Annotated in this window: 1 protein-coding gene; it reads right to left on the reverse strand. The window is 59.6% G+C overall.

Annotation, left to right across the window (positions count from 1 at the left end; all coding sequences use genetic code 11):
- Nucleotides 1-372: 372 nt before the first annotated feature.
- Nucleotides 373-1,497: DEAD/DEAH box helicase (locus tag DBR24_RS09505; protein WP_128614596.1), on the reverse strand; the 1,125-nt coding region annotated here is incomplete at its 5' end.

The raw sequence follows: 1,497 nt of genomic DNA on the forward strand, positions 1-1,497 counted from the left end.
CTCACCCCAGCCCTCTCCCAGAGGGAGAGGGGGCCGACCGAGGTGTCTTGGACGACCCATCGACCTGAACGGTCGAGTCGATTATGGATTCGGCAAAGCTCTTTCAGGTCGGCACAACCTTAAAGCATCCCCCAATCAGCCCCCTCACCCTCATCAACCTGAAACACCGAGTCGATTATGGATTCGGCAATGCTCTTTCAGGTCGGCACAACCTTAAAGCATCCCCCAATCAGTCCCCTCACCCTCATCAACCTGAAACACCGAGTCGATTATGGATTCGGCAAAGCTCTCTCTGGTCGGCACAACCTTAAAGCATCCCCCAATCAGTCCCCTCTCCCTCCGGGAGAGGGCTAGGGTGAGGGGCTTTTGACTTTAAGGTTTACGCTTACGAGGCCCGGTGTTAAACACCGGCACCTTACGCACAGGCTTGATCGAAGGCTCCGGCGCCGACGTCTCACCGCTGTCGACCCACTTGCCGAGATTACGCTTGCCGCCACCGCCGCCGGACGCCTTCGGCTTTTTCGGTTTCTTCGGCTTCTTGATCACCTGACCGCTGGCATCGGTGTCCGGCACGCGGTGTTCCGGTTCGAAGTCCGGCTCGTTCTGACGCTTCAACGTCTGACGCGTGAGCATCTCGATCGCCGACAGCAGGTTCACTTCATCGGCACACACCAGCGAAATCGCCTCGCCAGTCGAACCCGCACGACCGGTGCGACCGATACGGTGGATGTAATCCTCGGCCACGATCGGCAGATCGAAGTTGACCACCAGCGGCAAGTCTTCGATGTCCAGACCACGGGCAGCCACATCGGTCGCCACCAGAATCTGCACTTCACTGAGTTTGAAACGGTCCAGCGCACGCTGACGGGTGGCCTGCGGCTTGTCGCCATGGATACCGTCGGCGTTGACACCGAGGCCCTGGAGTTTTTCCACCAGCGCGTCCACACCGTTGCGGGTCTTGGCGAACACCAGCACCTGCTTCCACTTGTTCTTGCGCATCAGGTGCACGAACAGTTCCGGCTTGCGTTTCTTGTCCACCGTCACCACCCACTGCTTGACGGTGTTGGCCGCAACGTTGCGCGGGCTGACTTCGATGCTCAGCGGATCGTTGAGCATCTGCCCGGCCAGCAGGCGGATGTCATCGGAGAAGGTCGCGGAGAACAGCAGCGTCTGGCGCTTCTTCGGCAGCATGCGGTAAATGTTCGCCAGTTCTTCGGAGAAGCCCAGATCGAGCATGCGGTCGGCTTCATCCAGCACCAGGGTCTGCAACTGATCGAGTTTCAACGCGTTCTGGCGGAACAGGTCGATCAGACGACCAGGCGTGGCGACAAGCACGTCAACGCCGCCGCGCAGCTTCATCATCTGCGGGTTGATGCTGACGCCGCCGTACACCGCATAAGTGCGCAATGGCAGATTTTCAGCGTATTGGCGCACCGACTCATGAACCTGCTCCGCCAGCTCGCGGGTCGGCACCAGAATCAGTGCACGAGCCGAATT

The sequence above is a fragment of the Pseudomonas sp. HMWF006 genome, from assembly GCF_003061205.1.
Taxonomy (GTDB): Bacteria; Pseudomonadota; Gammaproteobacteria; order Pseudomonadales; family Pseudomonadaceae; genus Aquipseudomonas; species Aquipseudomonas monsensis.